This window comes from Pararhizobium antarcticum, from assembly GCF_001885585.1.
Lineage (GTDB): Bacteria > Pseudomonadota > Alphaproteobacteria > Rhizobiales > Rhizobiaceae > Pararhizobium > Pararhizobium antarcticum.
On record NZ_LSRP01000089.1, the window covers coordinates 25035 to 41969 of the forward strand.

Genomic DNA, 16935 nt, shown 5'->3' on the forward strand with positions numbered 1-16935 from the left:
GTCCGGCCATGGCACCCGAAATGCCATCGCTGATCGGTCTGTCGCGCGAGGATCTCGGCGCGGCTCTTGCCGGTGCCGGCGTGCCGCTGAAGCAGGTGAAGATGCGGGTCAGCCAGCTCTGGCACTGGCTTTACGTGCGCGGCGTTTCCGATTTCGATCACATGACCAATGTTTCCAAGGACCTGCGCGAAACGCTGAAACGGCACTTCACCATTGGCCGGCCGGAAATCGTCGAGGAGCAGATCTCAAATGACGGCACCCGCAAATGGTTGATGCGTTTTCCGCCGCGCGGTGCCGGCCGTCCCGTCGAGATCGAGACCGTCTATATTCCAGAAGAGGGCCGCGGCACGTTGTGCGTCTCCAGCCAAGTCGGCTGCACGCTGACCTGTTCGTTCTGCCACACCGGCACGCAAAAGCTGGTGCGCAACCTGACGGCCGAGGAAATTCTGTCGCAACTTCTGCTCGCGCGTGACCGGCTGGGCGATTTTCCCGACCGGGATACGCCCGCCGGCGCAATCGTTCCCAATGAAGGCCGCAAGGTCACCAATATGGTGATGATGGGCATGGGCGAGCCACTCTACAATTTCGAGAACGTCAAGACGGCGCTTCTGATCGCGACCGATGGCGACGGCCTGTCGCTGTCGCGTCGCCGCGTCACGCTTTCAACCTCGGGCATCGTGCCGGAAATCTTCCGCACCGGCGAGGAGATCGGCGTCATGCTGGCCATCTCGCTGCATGCGGTGAAGGACGACCTGCGCGACATGCTGGTGCCGATCAACAAGAAATATCCGCTGAAAGACCTGCTCGACGCCTGCCGCAACTATCCCGGCGTCTCCAACGCCCGCCGCATCACTTTCGAATATGTGATGCTCGAGGGTGTCAATGACAGCCTCGAGGACGCCAAGGAACTGGTCCGGCTCTTGAAGGGCATTCCGGCGAAGATCAACCTCATCCCCTTCAATCCCTGGCCGGGCACGAACTATCAGTGTTCGAAATGGGAACAGATCGAGAAGTTTGCCGACTTCATCAACGCAGCCGGCTACGCCTCGCCGATCCGCACGCCGCGCGGCCGCGACATCCTCGCCGCCTGCGGCCAGCTGAAGTCCGACAGCGAACGCATGCGCAAGGTCGACCGGATGGCGCTCGAAGCCCTGATGATCGCCAATCACGGCGAAGATGATTGATCCGCACCGATCGCATCTGCGTTCGGCTGCAGCCGCTGCTCAACGCGACTGCGTGAACAGGATCTTCACCGCGAAGATCGAGAAGACACCGGCAAAACTGTAGTCGATCGCGCGCATCACGTTTTTCTTGCGCTGCAGCCAGGCCGACAGCCAGTCCGCCGTCAGGATGACGGCAATATTGACAGGCATGGCTGCGACGATGAAGAAGATGCCGAGAAACAGCAGCTTGGCCGTGACGTTCGGATCGTGCGCGGTCACAAATTGCGGCAGGAAGGTCATGAAAAAGATGATGACCTTGGGATTGAGCAGATTGACGCCGAGACCGGTCGAGATGTTCGACAGCGGCGAGGCCTCCGCGCCGTCTTCCTTCCTGACGGAAAGGCTCGATCCGAAACGGATGGCCTGGATGGCCAGCCAGAAGAGATAGGCGGCACCGCCTGTTTTCAGCACCAGAAAGGCCGTTGGCGAGGCCGTGATCAGCGCCGAGATACCGAAGGCGACCAGAAGCGTGTGGACGAGGCAGCCGAGACTGGTGCCGACAACGACGTACATGGCGGCGGCCTTGCCCTGCGACAGTGCACGGCTGATCGACAGCGTCATGTCTGGCCCGGGCGTGGCGGCCAGCAGAAGGGTCGCTGCGGTAAAGGCAAGCAGTGTCGGCAGGCTGGGCAGGAAATCCATGGTCGCTTCTTCCGATAACGGGCTACGGGCCGTCGATACCACGTCCGCACCGATCCGGTCTGCACATTTTCGGGAAGAGACAGCGGCAATCCACCGCGTGCTTGCCTTGGCGTCGCTATAAAAATCCGTGTCAGTTCCGCATCTTTATGGGGCGGTCAGGGCAGCAAAAGCCCGTAAGTCTTGCACGAGCGCGCAATCTGGCTAAAAGTGCCGCGAAATTTTCCATGCGGTATCGGCCGCGCAGCAAAGACCAGACGGACATCAAACCATGACAGCGCAAAAGCAAGTGAAGAAAGTCGTTCTCGCCTATTCCGGCGGCCTCGACACCTCGATCATCCTGAAATGGCTCCAGACGGAACTCGGCGCCGAAGTCGTGACCTTCACGGCCGATCTCGGCCAGGGCGAAGAACTCGAGCCGGCCCGCAAGAAGGCCGAGATGATGGGCATCAAGGATATCTACATCCGCGACGTGCGCGAGGAATTCGTCAAGGACTTCGTCTTCCCGATGTTCAGGGCAAACGCCGTCTATGAAGGCGTCTACCTGCTCGGCACCTCGATTGCCCGTCCGCTGATCTCAAAGCACCTGATCGAAATCGCCCGCGAAACCGGCGCAGACGCGATTGCCCATGGCGCGACCGGCAAGGGCAATGACCAGGTTCGCTTCGAGCTTTCGGCCTATGCGCTGAACCCCGACATCAAGATCATCGCCCCCTGGCGCGACTGGTCGTTCAAGAGCCGCACAGACCTCTTGGCCTTTGCCGAGCAGCACCAGATCCCGGTTGCCAAGGACAAGATGGGCGAAGCCCCGTTCTCCGTCGACGCCAACCTGCTGCACTCGTCTTCCGAGGGCAAGGTTCTTGAAGATCCGGCTGTCGAAGCGCCGGAATATGTGCACATGCGCACCATTTCGCCGGAAGCCGCTCCCGACAAGGCGACAATCATCAAGGTCGGCTTCCGCAAGGGCGATGCAGTCTCTATCGACGGCAAGGAAATGAGCCCGGCCTCGATCCTGACGGCATTGAACGCGTTTGGCCGCGACAACGGTATCGGCCGCCTTGACCTCGTCGAGAACCGCTTCGTCGGCATGAAGTCGCGTGGCATCTACGAAACACCCGGCGGTACGATCCTCCTGACGGCGCACCGCGCGATCGAATCGATCACGCTGGACCGCGGCGCGGCCCATCTCAAGGACGACATCATGCCGCGTTACGCCGAGTTGATCTACTACGGCTTCTGGTTCTCGCCAGAGCGCGAAATGCTGCAAGCCCTGATCGACAAGAGCCAGGAGCATGTCGAGGGCGAAGTGACGCTGAAGCTCTACAAGGGCAATGTGATGGTCACCGGCCGCGAGAGCGACAAGTCGCTCTATTCCGACAAGCTGGTGACCTTCGAGGATGACCAGGGCGCCTACGACCAGAAGGACGCCGCCGGCTTTATCAAGCTCAACGCGCTGCGCCTGCGCACTCTGGCGGCACGCAATCGCAAGTAGTTTTTACGTTTTCCTGAGAACCGTTTCTCAAACCCGCGACGCCTCGTCGCGGGTTTTTTGATGCCAATCAGGAACATCCGGACACAGTCTATGCCAAGGTGCGGCTGGCCCGCAGGAACCACAGATAGCCGGCTATAGACAAAGCCCCCATGATCGGGATCACCGATCCGAAGGCCAAGACCGGCACGCCGAGGAGCGCTGCAACGACGCCGGCCGCGAACCCCGCCCCCATCTGGATAAAGCCCATCAGGGCGGAGGCGGAACCGGCCATATGGGGAAAGGGAAACATCGCTGCCGTCGTCATCTGCGGCGTCACGAACGCGATCCCGAAGGTGTAGCAGGAGACCGGAAGCATGATCGACAGGAAACACGGCTCGATCAGCTGGACCGACAGCATGATCATCAGGCTGCCGACGCCGATGAAAAGCAAACCGAGACGGACCGCCAGGTCATCGCCGAAACGCCGTGTGAAGAAGCGCAGCGCGATGGAACCGGAGAAATAGGCGCCCGACTGCAACAGCATGCCCATGCCGAATTGGGTCGGGCTCAGCCCGACCGTGTCGATGAGGATGAAGGGCAGCATGGTTGATTGCGCATAAAGCGCACCGACAGAACCGGCCATGACCAGCGCACAGGCGAGAAACCGGCTATCCGCCGCCAGAGACCGGTAGGCCTCCATGACGGGTCGCGGCCGCGCCCGCTTTGCATCAGGCACAGTGGTTTCCTTGAGGAAAACCATCATGGCCAGACAGGATAGCAGTCCGAAGCCGACCATCAGGAAGAACACCGACGACCAGCCGAAGGCGACAAGCGTCAGCCCGCCGAGCGTCGGGGCAATGGCCGGGCCGATGGCCAGCATGATACCGATCAGGTTCAGGATCCGCGAGGCCTCCGCACCGACGAACTGGTCGCGCACGATTGCCCGCGCCACGGTGATGCCGACGGAGGCGCCGATACCCTGGATCAGGCGGCCCGCAAGAAGCAGGTCAATGGTCGGCGCATAGGCGCAAAGAAGACTGCCCGCCAGATAGATGCCAAGAAACAGAAGCGTTGCCGTGCGGCGGCCGTAGGCATCCGACAGCGGGCCGGCCAACAGCTGGGCAAAGGCAAAACCGGCAAAATACAGCGACAGTGTCAGCTTGATCGCCGATTCCGTTGTGCCGAAGGCCTCGACAAGCTGCGGCATGGCCGGCGTGTAGAGCGACATGGAGATCGGTCCCAGCGTCGCCAGCAACGCGCCCAGTAGGCTGGTGCGCCGCTCCGTCATGCGTTCAGCCATTGGCGCAGCCTTCCTTCTCGATATCGGCGGAGATGGGATCCTGCCGATTCAGGCTTGGGGCACAAGGATCGGCACGCTCGCCTGCAAAGCCATATGGGCAGGCGGCTGCAGTCGCGCGGTCACTTACCAGCTCATCCACGTCACGGCAATGTGGCGCAAGCGCTGTAGAACGATCCGCCTACCCGCGATTTGACCTGCGCAAGATCGTCCCCGCGTCTTGACGGAATCATCCCTGCAGGATCGAATGGCGTTCTGTTCTCGGGGAAATTTCATGTCACAGACTTTGCTTTTCGGCGCCTTCCTGGCTGCCCTGCTCTACGTTCTCATCCCCGGCCCTGCCTTTCTTGCCCTGCTGGGGATCGGCGCCGGTCAGGGAAGACGCGCCGGCGCGATGTTCATGGGCGGGCATCTGGCCGGCGATGTGCTCTGGTCGGCCCTGGCACTGGTGGCGATCGTCGGGGCAAAATCCATCGGCAGCACGATCTTCGACATTCTCGGCCTTTTCTGCGGGCTCTATCTCGCCTGGATTGGCTGGACGGCGCTGAATGCCAGGCCGCGCGGCGACAACCAGCCACTGCTCGTCGTCGAACGCCCCTATCGGCGCGGCCTGATCTTCGGGCTGACCAATCCGAAGGGTTATCCGGTTGCACTCGCGACCTTCACCGCGCTTCTCGCCAGCTCCGCCAACGCGCTTGAGTTCGACGCTCTTCCCATGCTGCTGGCAGTCTCCTTTTTCGGCTTCCTCGTTGCCGACCTGATCCTGATTTTTGTTATCGGCGCGCCAATCGTGCGGCGGTTCTACCGTCGTCACGAACTTGCGATTGTCCGCCTGTCGGGGCTTCTCTTCATCGGTTTTGCCGTCCAGGCGATCTGGCACGCCGCACCGGGCCTGCTCGGGCTGCGCAAGCCTTGAAACGGCCAGACGCGGACACAACCTTGAGCTCGCCCCATTCGCAGTGAACAACGGCATCCGCTCATGTGCTCTCATGCGCACCAGCAAAAAAGACGAAGGAATACGCCGATGACCACCAGAAACACGCTCAACCCGGCCCTGACAGATTGGAACGGTCCGGACGGGCTCCCACGTTTCGAGGCCGTGAACGATGCCGACTTCGCGCCGTCATTCGAGGCGGCACTTGCCGACCATGATGCCGAAATCGCAACGATCGCCAAAAATCCGGATACGCCGACCTTCGGCAATACCATTCTCGCCCTGGAAACAGCCGGCGACACCCTGTCGCGCGTATCGGCGCTGTTCTGGAACCGGGCCGGCGCCCATACCAATGATGTCATCCAGGCGCTGGAGCGGGACATCGCGCCGAAAATGTCGCGGCACTACTCGAAGATCGGCATGAATGCCGCGCTGTTCGCCCGCATCGATGTGCTGTGGGAAAGCCGTGAAACCCTCGGGCTCGATCTCGAAGCCACGCGCGTTCTCGAGCGGCACTGGAAGGGCTTCGTCAAATCCGGCGCCAGGCTGGCAAAGGTCGAGCAGGAGCGGCTGGCTGCCATCAACGAAACTCTGGCCAGCCTCGGTGCAAAATTCGGCCAGAACGTGCTGGCCGACGAAAAGCGATGGGCACTGATCGTCACGGAGGAGGACGAGCTTGCAGGCCTTCCAGAGTTCCTGCGGGACGCCATGGCGTCAGCCGCACGCGACCGTGGCGAGGACGGCAAATATGCGGTCACCCTGTCGCGCTCGATCATCGAGCCCTTCCTGACCTTCTCCGACCATCGCGAGCTGCGCGAGCAGGCGTTTCGCGCGTGGACCGCGCGGGGGGCCAATGGCGGTGACACCGATAATCGCGAGACGATCCGCGAAACGCTGGCGCTGCGGGCTGAAAAGGCAAAGCTGCTCGGGTATGAAAACTATGCCGCGCTGAAACTCGACAACACCATGGCGAAAACCGCCGAGGCGGTGAACGGCCTGCTCATGCAGGTGTGGGAGAAGGCCGTCGTGCGCGCACGCGAAGAAGAGGCGGATCTGGCCGGTCTGGTCGCAGCCGAGGGCAAGAACCATCCGGTCATGCCCTGGGACTGGCGGCACTATGCCGAGAAGCTGCGGTCGCAGCGCTTCAACTTTTCGGAAGGCGAGTTGAAGCCCTATCTGCAACTCGAAAAGATCATCGATGCCTGTTTCGATGTCGCACAACGGCTGTTCGGAATTACCGCCACCGAAAAAAAGGGGGTCTCAGGCTATCATCCGGATGTCCGCGTCTTTGACATCCGGGATGAAAGCGGCAAGCTGGTGGCCTTGTTCCTCGGCGACTATTTTGCCCGCGCCTCGAAGCGCTCCGGCGCCTGGATGAGTGCCTTCCAGTCACAGCACAAGCTCCCCATGAAAAATGGCGCGAAGGGCGAGCTGCCGATCATCTACAATGTCTGCAATTTCGCAAAACCCGCCGCCGGCAGGACGGCGTTGCTGTCGCTCGACGACGCACGCACGCTGTTCCATGAATTCGGCCACGCGCTGCACGGCATGCTGTCGAACGTCAACTATCCCTCCGTATCCGGCACCAGCGTTTCGCGTGACTTTGTCGAACTGCCCTCGCAGCTTTACGAACATTGGCTGACCGTGCCGGCGATCCTCAAGCAATACGCTGTGCACGAGCAGACCGGAGAGCCGATGCCGCAGGCATTGCTCGACAAGGTTTTGGCGGCGCGGACCTTCAATTCCGGATTCAACACAGTCGAATTCACCTCTTCGGCGCTGGTCGACATGGCTTTCCATACCAGAGACGCCATTGCCGATCCGATGGCGGTGCAGGCAGAGGTGCTGGACAGGATCGGCATGCCCGCATCCATCGTCATGCGCCACGCGACGCCGCACTTCCAGCACGTGTTTTCCGGCGACGGCTATTCCGCCGGCTATTATTCCTACATGTGGTCGGAAGTGCTCGATGCCGATGCCTTTGCCGCCTTCGAGGAAACCGGGAATGCCTTCGATGGCGCCATGGCAAAGCGCCTGAAGGACAATATCTATTCGATCGGCGGTGCCATCGATCCGGAGGATGCCTACAAGGCGTTCCGTGGCAAGCTGCCGAGCCCGGACGCCATGCTGGCGAAAAAGGGACTGGCCGCCTGAGCCAGACGCCGCCCGGAACACGGCCGGATAAGAGCGGATACATGACAGTTTTTTAAAACATGACGGCAGGCTGCAAGACTTTGCGGCCTGCCCCCTTTCGCAAATGCAAAAAAACCTGTATGAGCCCGGCAATTGAAGATGTGGCGTGCGCAAGATGCACCCCGAAACCTCCGAGTATTTACATATGAAAATGCGCAACATCGCGATCATCGCACACGTTGACCATGGCAAGACCACGCTTGTTGACGAACTTCTGAAGCAGTCGGGTTCCTTCCGCGACAACCAGCGCACGACCGAGCGCATGATGGATTCGAACGACCTCGAAAAGGAGCGTGGCATCACGATCCTTGCCAAGGCGACCTCGATCGAGTGGAAGGGCGTCCGCATCAACATCGTCGACACCCCCGGCCACGCCGACTTCGGTGGCGAAGTCGAGCGCATCCTGTCGATGGTCGACGGCGCGATCGTTCTGGTCGACAGTTCGGAAGGCCCGATGCCGCAGACCAAGTTCGTCGTCTCCAAGGCCCTGAAGGTCGGCCTTCGCCCGATCGTCGCGATCAACAAGATCGACCGTCCGGACGGCCGCCATGAAGAAGTCATCAACGAAGTCTTCGACCTCTTCGCAAACCTCGACGCGACCGACGAACAGCTCGATTTCCCGATTCTCTACGGTTCGGGCCGCAATGGCTGGATGAACCTCAACCCGGAAGGTCCGAAGGAAGAAGGTCTTGCACCGCTTCTCGACCTCGTGCTCAAGCACGTTCCCGAGCCGAGCGTCGGCGAAGAAGACGGCGCCTTCCGCATGATCGGCACGATCCTGGAAGCCAATCCCTTCCTCGGCCGCATCATCACCGGCCGTATCCATTCGGGCTCGATCAAGCCGAACCAGGCCGTCAAGGTTCTCGGCCAGGACGGCAAGCTCATCGAGAACGGTCGTATCTCGAAGATCTTGGCATTCCGCGGCATCGAGCGCACGCCGATCGACGAAGCCCATGCGGGCGACATCGTCGCGATCGCCGGCCTCTCCAAGGGTACTGTCGCCGACACGTTCTGCGATCCCTCGGTCACCGAAGCGCTGCATGCCCAGCCGATCGACCCGCCGACTGTCACCATGTCCTTCATCGTCAATGACAGCCCGCTGGCTGGCACCGAAGGCGACAAGGTGACGAGCCGCGTCATCCGTGACCGCCTGCTCAAGGAAGCCGAAGGCAACGTTGCGCTGAAGATCGAAGAAGCCGAAGGCAAGGATTCGTTCTACGTTTCCGGTCGCGGCGAATTGCAGCTGGCCGTTCTGATCGAGACCATGCGCCGCGAAGGCTTCGAACTGGCCGTCTCGCGTCCGCGCGTCGTTATGCACAAGGACGAGAAGACCGGCGACATGCTCGAGCCTGTCGAAGAAGTCGTGATCGACGTCGATGAGGAATATTCCGGCGTCGTTGTCCAGAAGATGTCCGAGCGCAAGGCCGAAATGGCCGAGCTTCGCCCGTCCGGCGGCAACCGCGTTCGCCTGAAGTTCTTCGCGCCGACCCGTGGCCTGATTGGCTACCAGTCTGAACTGATGACCGACACGCGCGGCACGGCGATCATGAACCGTCTGTTCCACGAATATCAGCCTTACAAGGGTGATATCGGCGGCCGCGTCCAGGGCGTTCTGCTCTCCAACGACGCCGGCGAATCGGTTGCCTACGCGATGTTCAACCTGGAAGACCGCGGTCCGATGATCATCGACGTCGGCGAGAAGGTCTATGCCGGCATGATCATCGGCATCCACACGCGTGACAACGACCTCGAGGTCAACGTGCTGAAGGGCAAGAAGCTCACCAACATGCGCGCCTCCGGCAAGGACGAAGCCGTCAAGCTGACCCCGCCGATCCGCATGACACTCGATCGCGCACTGTCCTGGATCCAGGACGACGAACTGGTTGAAGTGACGCCGAAGAACATCCGCCTTCGCAAGATGTACCTCGACTCGAACGACCGCAAGCGTTTTGAAAAGTCGCGCGGCGCCGCATAAGCAGCCGCCTCCGACTGGATAAAGACAAGGGCGCAGCGATATCGATCGCTGCGCCCTTTTCGGTTCTGGCCGTGGCATGCGCTTGCCGGCCGGCACGCGCGCCAGGCGCCGCACAAAGGGCGCAGGCAGGCATCCCGCTACCACGCCATGAGTGCGCATCAGGCCGCTTCTTGGCAGCCTCAGCGCATTCCAGCGCCGCACTGGCGGCTACCGACCTTTGCCGACCGCCGCAGCCCTGCTGGCACAAAAAAACCCTGCCATCACTGACAGGGCTTTTTGAAGAATACCGCGTGGCTGATGGCCTATGCGGCTTCGTCCTGGCTTTCGTCTTCTTCGACGGCCTTGCCGCGCTTCGGACCCTTGCTCAGGTTGGCTTCGACCAGACGGACAGCTTCCGTTTCCGACATCTTGTTCACGGCTGCGATCTCACGCGCCATGCGATCAAGGGCAGCTTCATAGAGCTGACGTTCGGAATAGGATTGTTCCGGCTGGTTTTCAGCACGATAGAGGTCGCGAACGACTTCAGCGATCGAGATCAGATCGCCAGAGTTGATCTTTGCATCGTATTCCTGGGCGCGACGCGACCACATGGTGCGCTTTACACGCGCACGACCCTGAACGACCTTGAGTGCACGTTCGACGAAGTCGGTCTCCGACAGCTTGCGCATGCCGATGGTCACGGCCTTGGCAACCGGAACCTTGAGACGCATCTTGTCCTTTTCGAAATCGATGACAAAAAGCTCAAGCGTCATGCCTGCAACTTCCTGCTCGTCAATCGCTACGATTTGTCCAACACCATGGGCTGGGTAAACGATCGATTCACCGATTTTGAATCCATGGCGTGTTGAAGATTTTTTCTGCTGGGTCGTCATTCGTTTCAAAAACTCCCTGTTACGCTCCCGGCGGGGCCGGGGCCGGGTCAGTCAGGCCCGGGATAGACGGGGCACCATCGGGTGACTCCATGCCAATCCATCCAGTGGAACGCAAACGGTCTTCTGCGGAGCGATCACAATGAAGCAACTGACGTTGCGTGTTTCGAGTGAGCCGCGCCGTGGAGATGTTTGCTTTCGTGGTGGTTTTCGGGCACACGTCCGTGCCACGATTTGGATCAGTTTCATGACCCTATCATAAAAAACTGCAGAAATCAATAATTTGCTTTACAATCACGGAAGCACCCGGCCAGCCCATCTTCGACATGGTTAAGCCGGGTCTTGCCGGATTCGTGCTTTTGGCAATTCCCGTACGGAATTGCTGCACTGCGAGGCGGTTCGTGTCCGCCGGGATCAGTCGCCCTGACCGGGCTCCGGCGAAAAGTACTTTTCGAACTTTCCTTCTTCGCCGTCCATTTCCTTGGCTTCCGCCATGGCGTCCCGCTTGATGGTGATGTTCGGCCATTTTACCGCATATTCGGCATTGACCGTCAGCCACTTGTCAAGGCCCGGCTCCGTATCCGGCTTGATGGCGCCTGCAGGACATTCCGGCTCGCAAACGCCGCAATCGATGCACTCGTCCGGATGGATGACCAGAAAGTTCTCGCCCTCGTAGAAGCAGTCCACCGGGCAGACTTCGACGCAGTCGGTATATTTGCAGCGAATGCAATTGTCGGTCACGACATACGTCATGAAGTACTCCAGCAATTTCTCACATTTGATGGCAGGCGGCAACCAAGAGTGATGCCCGCAGTCCGCACATCGTCCGGAAACCCGGCTTCCCGCAGCCGAATGACGACGCGACGAGCCTGTATGGTTGCCCTGTGAGGTAAAGGCTTTAAAGGGCCTTTGCAAGAATAATTCATGCGCGAATAGGGCCGCTGGAGAGACAGTTTTCTAATCCTCGCACCAGTCCGGCCCGGATTGCAGCCGATCCACGTCCCGGCGCTCCTTCTTCGTCGGACGTCCGCTGCCGCGCTCCCGTGTCGCCTGCTCGAATGCGGTGCGCTCATCGCGCGCAAGCGGCGCAGGTGTCAGGTCATCGTAGAGAAGCCGTGCTTCCTCATAGGGACCGCGCCGATGTCCGGGCAGGATCACCCGGACGATCCGTTCGCTGCGCTCCAGCGACACGATGATCCTGTCGCCAGCCTTCACAGCGTAGGAGGGCTGCTTGACGCGCGCATCGTTGACGGACACGTCGCCCGTCTCGATCGCCTTCTGGGCCACCGAGCGGGATTTCATCAGACGGGCGAAAAACAGCCATTTGTCCAGACGCTGGCGAGACACCGGCAGGGACTGTGGCTGTTTGTCGACCATATCCTACTTCTTCATCTGCTCCTTCAGAGCAGCGAGTTTTGCAAAGGGGCTATCCGGATCAAGCGGCTTTTCCTTGCGCGGCGGGCGCGCTTCGAATTTGGCTGCCTGCTGCGGCTTCGGTCCGCGATCATTGCGGTCCGGACGGTCCTGGCGTTCGCCCTTTTCGTGACGCTGGCCGCCCTGCGGCTTTCCGTCACGTCCCTTGGCACGATGATCCGGGGCACGATCCGGCCGGCCACCGCCAGGCTTGCGATTGTCATCGCGGCCTTCGCGACGGCCCTCACCTTCGCGACGCGGCTCGCCCTCACGGCGGGCCTCGCCCTGCGGTGCACGATTGCCCGACGCACGACGATCGCCCTGCGGACGACCCCCGGTGCGCTGGTTATCGTTGCGGCTGCCGGGACGCCACAGAAGCACAGGCTTGGCCTCCACCGGCTCGCCAGTCTCGGCAGTGGATGGATCAGTAGTGGATGGCTCTGTCGCTGTCGGCTCTGTCTCGGCCGTCTCCGTCGCGGCTGGGGCGTCTGCAACCACGCCTGCGGTCTCTGGCTCAGCCGGCACTTCGGTGAGAGCAACGGCCTCGACAGTCGGCTCGGTCGCCTGTTCCTCGGCAGAGGCGTCGGCATCATCGTGATCGGCCTTTTCGGCTTCGGCCTTGTCGCCCTCAGCCTGATCAGCTTCCGGCTTGTCAGCCTCGACCTTGTCAGCGTCCGTTTCAGGAGCGCTGCCCTCTGCAGGTGCGGCGGGGGTCGTGCCCGATTGCGTACCCAGGAACGCTGCGGCTTCCTCAGCCTTGACGCTGTCGGCGCGGTAGCCGAGTCCCTTCAATATTTCTTCCATGTCATCCGGTGTTGCGCCGAGAATCGACAGCATGGCCGTGGTTGCCGTGAAGCGGCGACCGTCATAGGCACCATCCGGACGGGACGCGGAACCCGGCTTCCACTGCAGCAGCGGGCGGATCAGGTCAGCCAGACGCTCGAGAATGTCGATGCGCACGGCGCGCTTGCCGAGAAAGCGGAAGCCGGCAAGCTTGTAGAAGGTCCGCTCGAAGGTCGGATCGGTGACGACCGAGGTCCGTCCGGCAGCCAGGACCGGAATGAGATCGCCGTAACCCGGCTTGTCGAGACCGTCATTCTTCAGTGCCCAGAGCAGCGTGATCAATTCGGACGGTGACGGCTTCAGAAGCGCCGGCATGAAGATGTGATAGGCGCCGAAGCGAATGCCGTGGCGGCGGATCGAGGCCCGCGCCTCCTGGTCCAGCGACTTGACGTCATCGGCAACGTCGCGGCGGAACAGCACGCCGAGGCTCTCGACGAGCTGGAAAGCCAGCCCCTTTGCCAGTCCCTCGAGATCTTCCGCCCGCGACAGGTCATCGAGCGGCTTCAGAACCGTGGAAATGTGATGATTGACGAAACGCTCGATGCGGGCCACGACGTGATCGCGGGCATTGCCCTGCAACTGCTCGTCGGCCAGGAGTATGACGCGCGGACGCATGACATGGTCGCTCGCCGCAAGGCGGGCAACCGGATCGCCGAGCCAGCGCACCAAACCATCGGATGCGAGCGCAAGGTCGCTGTTGCCGGCAGCATGCAGCCGCGCAGCCCGCGCCTCGAACTCGAGCGCAAGCGCCTTCTGCGCTGCGCCGAGCGCAGCACGCGCATCGGAACCTTCCGCCCCTGCGGCCAGGCTGAACCGGAAACCGGCCAACTGTCCCACATGATGTCCCTCGACGAAGACATCTCCATTTACACTGATCTCAGCTTCCAGCATCGCATTCTCTCTCAGGCGCTTCATAAGCACAGATGTCCTGCGGTCAACGAAGCGTTTCGTCAACCTTTCATGTAAGGCATCGGACAATCGATCTTCAATTTCCCGCGTCTTTTCTTGCCAGTGTGTCGGATCGGCAAGCCATCCGGGCCGGTTTGACACATACGTCCAGGTTCTGATCTGCGCAATACGTGCCGACAATGTATCGATTTCACCATCGGTCCGGTCGGCTCGATGCACCTGCTCGGCCATGAACGTCTCGTTCACCGTGCCACGGCCAACGAGATCGGCATAGATCGTCGAGATCAGATCGGCATGCTGCGCCGGCGTAATGCGGCGGTAATCCGGAAGGGCGCAGGCATCCCAGAGCTTTTCGACACGCTCTGGCGTGGTCGCGACACTCGCAACCTCCGGATAGCGCGACAGATATTCCAGCGCCTGCTGGTCGATCGCCGGGAGCGCACGCGTCAGCCCATGCACCGTTGGCGCCACCTCGAGACTTTTCTTCAGTGCCGCGATGGAGGCAAAATCGACGGCTTTCGAGCGCCATTGCAGCACGCGCACGGGATCGAACTGATGCGATTCGATGCGGTGCACCAGTTCCTTGTCGAAGGGCTCAACGCGCGAGGTGACACCGAATGTGCCGTCGCGCACATGCCGCCCGGCCCGGCCGGCAATCTGCGCCATTTCTCCGGGATTGAGGTCACGGAACTGGTAGCCGTCGAACTTGCGGTCCTGCGCGAAGGCAACATGGTCGACATCGAGATTGAGCCCCATGCCGATCGCATCGGTGGCCACCAGATATTCGACATCGCCTTCCTGATAGAGCGCCACCTGCGCATTGCGCGTGCGCGGCGAAAGTGCGCCCAGCACCACGGCCGCGCCACCGCGCTGACGCCGGATCAATTCGGCGATCGCATAGACCTCCTCGGCCGAAAAGGCGACGATGGCCGTCCGTTGCGGCAGGCGGGTGATTTTCTTGGATCCCGCATACAACAGTTGCGACAGTCGCGGACGCTCGACGACGGTGATGCCGGGCAGAAGCTTTTCAAGGATGGGCCGCATGGTCGCAGCCCCGAGCAGAAGCGTTTCCGTGCGCCCGCGCAGGTGCATCAAACGATCGGTGAAGATATGGCCACGCTCGAGATCGCCGGCCAGTTGCACCTCATCGATCGCAACGAAAGACGCCATCGTATCGCGCGGCATGGCCTCGACCGTGCAGACCGAAAAGCGCGCCATATGCGGTGTGATCTTTTCCTCGCCGGTGATCAGGGCAACGTTATGCGCACCGACTTTTTCGACGACACGCGTGTAGACCTCCCGCGCGAGCAGCCGCAGCGGCAGCCCGATCACGCCGGACTCATGCGCCACCATACGCTCGATGGCATAATGCGTCTTGCCGGTATTGGTCGGTCCGAGCACCGCAGTCACGCCGCGGCCGCTCAGGATCATGGATTGGTCACGCACGTCTCTCATCCCGGCATCGTCTGGCCCGCTGCCACGGCATCTACGCCGCGCTGCAACCGGTGCAGCACAGATGCCTATGCAGGGCACCAAACGCAAGAGCGCAACCACAACATAGTGGCCTGCCGCATCCTTTGCCGCCGCCTTTCTCTGCACCCTGAAGCCGATTCGGAACAGCCACGGAACGAATCAGCGACGAATCGCTGACTCCACCGGATTCAGGGTTTGTTCACCGCTAGATATTGATTTTGAAAGCCGGTCACGCACCACATGCTGAATCACCAATTCACGACCACGATGCGCGCGCCCGACAGGGCCCGCACGCCTGGCCAGGCGCTCCGGTGCGGTCGATGGATTCTGAATCCAAGACTCTGGAAGAATTGGAAAATTTTCCCGCTGAAAGCGAATCCTGCGCTCTGAAATGGATCGAATCAACGGGGTTTGAAAAAGCCTGTCCGAATCGGCACCGAATCGCCCGGCGTGATCGGTCTTTCTCGGACAGCCCACAACATCTGGTAGGCAAGTCTCCCGCCGATGCGCGGCCACCGAAGCGGATTTGACGGCGATCTGGCACCGTCCTCCGACCGATCACACAAGGCCACACCCGCATCGGCATTGACCGCATCTTTGGAAGCAAGCCACCGCAACCACGTCGTCATTAACGTTTCAATCAAAGCGGGAACGAAGCGGCTACGAATCGCGGACACAGCCGGTTTCCCGGTTTGTTCACCGCTACATCATGTGGAATTACAATTGGTTAACCATAGGAAACGGTGGATAACTGGGCGCGGTCGGGCCGGAGTTTGATCGCGCGTTAAGCTTTGCGGCCAACAAACAAAAGGGCGCTCGAAAGCGCCCTTGGAGAAATCTGTCGAGCCACATTCGTCAGACGACGAACTGCCCGCCATTGGCCGAAATCGTAGACCCCGTGATAAAGCCGGCATCGTCGGAGGCAAGAAACACGACGCAGCGGGCGATTTCTTCCGGTTCGCCAAGGCGGCCGACGGGGATCTGCGGGATGATCCGCTCCGTCAGCACCTTTTCCGGAATGGCGCGCACCATTTCCGTGCCGATATAGCCGGGGCAGATGGCATTGACGGTAATGCCCTTTGCCGCGCCTTCCTGCGCCAGCGCCTTGGTAAACCCGAGATCGCCGGCCTTGGCGGCAGAATAGTTTGCCTGGCCCATCTGGCCCTTCTGGCCATTGATGGACGAAATATTGATGACGCGGCCGAAATTGCGATCGCGCATGCCCGACCAGACAGGATGCGTCATGTTGAACAGGCCGGTGAGATTGGTGCCGATGACATCGCCCCACTGCTCGGGCGTCATCTTGTGGAACATCGCGTCGCGGGTGATACCGGCATTGTTGACAAGGATTTCGACGGGACCAAGGGCGGCCTCGACCGAAGCAATGCCTGCGACGCATTCCTTGTAGTCGGACACGTCCCATTTGAAGACCGCGATCCCGGTGACGCTGCTGAAGGCCGTGGCCTTCTCGTCATTGCCGGCATAGGTGGCCGCGACGCTATATCCTGCCGTCTTCAGCGCAATCGAGATTGCGGCTCCGATGCCACGCGTCCCGCCGGTTACCAGTGCTACCCTGCTCATTGTCTCGCTCCCCGATTGATTGTTGGTCGTTTGCCATGGACCGCCCGTCAGATGCGGGCGAACCATTTGCGAACCCCTCCGGCTTTTTGCCGTGAGGTCATGTCATTGCGTTCAG

The 16935-nt window shown here is 61.0% G+C and carries 12 protein-coding genes; 5 read left to right on the forward strand and 7 right to left on the reverse strand.

Annotated elements, in window-relative coordinates; genetic code table 11:
• Positions 1-8: 8 nt before the first annotated feature.
• Positions 9-1184, forward strand: a complete 1176-nt coding sequence (gene rlmN / locus AX760_RS13905) for a dual-specificity RNA methyltransferase RlmN (protein ID WP_425348848.1) — start codon at positions 9-11, stop codon at positions 1182-1184.
• A gap of 39 nt (positions 1185-1223) precedes the next feature.
• Here the strand turns inward: rlmN and AX760_RS13910 are convergent, their stop codons facing one another.
• A complete protein-coding gene (locus tag AX760_RS13910) occupies positions 1224-1865 on the reverse strand; it encodes a LysE family translocator (protein ID WP_071833497.1) in 642 nt (213 codons plus the stop codon).
• Between the two features lie 268 nt (positions 1866-2133).
• On the opposite strand from AX760_RS13910, the gene AX760_RS13915 reads away from it, so the two are divergent.
• Positions 2134-3354 carry an argininosuccinate synthase gene (locus AX760_RS13915; RefSeq protein WP_071833498.1) on the forward strand — a complete coding sequence of 407 codons (1221 nt, stop codon included), beginning with the start codon at positions 2134-2136 and terminating at the stop codon, positions 3352-3354.
• An 88-nt stretch (positions 3355-3442) separates the two neighbouring features.
• On the opposite strand, the gene AX760_RS13920 is transcribed toward AX760_RS13915, so the two are convergent.
• Positions 3443-4633 (reverse strand): multidrug effflux MFS transporter, encoded by a 1191-nt coding sequence (locus AX760_RS13920; protein ID WP_071833499.1) that lies wholly within the window; start codon positions 4631-4633, stop codon positions 3443-3445.
• 271 nt (positions 4634-4904) lie between these two features.
• On the opposite strand from AX760_RS13920, the gene AX760_RS13925 reads away from it, so the two are divergent.
• The 3 genes from AX760_RS13925 to typA all read left to right on the forward strand — a co-directional run bounded on the left by AX760_RS13925 (position 4905) and on the right by typA (position 9732).
• Positions 4905-5546: a LysE family translocator gene (locus tag AX760_RS13925; protein WP_071833500.1), complete on the forward strand. Its 642-nt coding sequence runs from the start codon at positions 4905-4907 to the stop codon at positions 5544-5546.
• Positions 5547-5654: 108 nt separating this feature from the next.
• Complete coding sequence (locus AX760_RS13930) at positions 5655-7718, forward strand: M3 family metallopeptidase (RefSeq protein WP_071833501.1); 2064 nt, start codon at positions 5655-5657, stop codon at positions 7716-7718.
• Positions 7719-7902: 184 nt separating this feature from the next.
• Complete coding sequence (typA, locus tag AX760_RS13935) at positions 7903-9732, forward strand: translational GTPase TypA (protein ID WP_071833502.1); 1830 nt, start codon at positions 7903-7905, stop codon at positions 9730-9732.
• Positions 9733-10034: 302 nt separating this feature from the next.
• Here the strand turns inward: typA and AX760_RS13940 are convergent, their stop codons facing one another.
• The 5 genes from AX760_RS13940 to phbB form a co-directional block, all read right to left on the reverse strand.
• A complete protein-coding gene (locus tag AX760_RS13940; protein ID WP_071833503.1) occupies positions 10035-10604 on the reverse strand; it encodes a CarD family transcriptional regulator in 570 nt (189 codons plus the stop codon).
• Positions 10605-11015: 411 nt separating this feature from the next.
• Positions 11016-11354, reverse strand: coding sequence for a ferredoxin FdxA (fdxA, locus tag AX760_RS13945; protein WP_071833504.1), 339 nt, complete (start codon positions 11352-11354; stop codon positions 11016-11018).
• A gap of 204 nt (positions 11355-11558) precedes the next feature.
• A complete protein-coding gene (locus AX760_RS13950; RefSeq protein ID WP_071833506.1) occupies positions 11559-11978 on the reverse strand; it encodes an RNA-binding S4 domain-containing protein in 420 nt (139 codons plus the stop codon).
• Between the two features lie 3 nt (positions 11979-11981).
• Positions 11982-15197 (reverse strand): helicase-related protein, encoded by a 3216-nt coding sequence (locus tag AX760_RS13955; RefSeq protein ID WP_071833508.1) that lies wholly within the window; start codon positions 15195-15197, stop codon positions 11982-11984.
• 897 nt (positions 15198-16094) lie between these two features.
• On the reverse strand, positions 16095-16820 hold the full coding sequence (gene phbB / locus AX760_RS13965) for a beta-ketoacyl-ACP reductase (RefSeq protein WP_071833538.1): 726 nt from the start codon (positions 16818-16820) through the stop codon (positions 16095-16097).
• Between the last annotated feature and the right edge of the window lie 115 nt (positions 16821-16935).